This window comes from Limnohabitans sp. (genome assembly GCF_040400975.1).
In the GTDB taxonomy this organism is placed as follows: domain Bacteria; phylum Pseudomonadota; class Gammaproteobacteria; order Burkholderiales; family Burkholderiaceae_C; genus Limnohabitans_A.
The window spans coordinates 860-1,182 of the sequence record NZ_JBBAPF010000132.1 but is presented as its reverse complement, the minus strand read 5'-3'; the positions used below and the strand labels follow the sequence as shown (position 1 = coordinate 1,182).

At 61.6% G+C, this 323-nt stretch carries 1 protein-coding gene; it reads left to right on the top strand.

The genetic code is table 11. From position 1 onward, the window contains the following. The coding region (locus tag ABWQ00_RS16180) for a hypothetical protein (RefSeq protein ID WP_353239686.1) at positions 1–323 on the top strand (323 nt) is incomplete at both ends.

Genomic DNA, 323 nt, shown 5'->3' with positions numbered 1-323 from the left:
TGCCGAGCGCACCGTCGCCACTGTGGCACCAGTGGTCAACGCTGCCGGCGAGGGCGCCGGCGGCGGCGGCGCAGGGAATCAAGTTGGCACCAGACTGAGCAGTTCAATGGCGGCCATACAATCCTCCGTGGAGCCTGAGACGGGTTTCCTGTCCTTGTGCCAGGGCGACCAGGACTACTGGGGCAAGCACATTGACAAACTCATCAAGACATACGTGCAGTTGATCCCGGACCAGAAAACACAGGCACAGCTGGAGAATTGTATCAAGGACTGCCCGCTCTCGCCCAGCATCCGTGGAGATCCGATGGGCCACGCCCTCTACC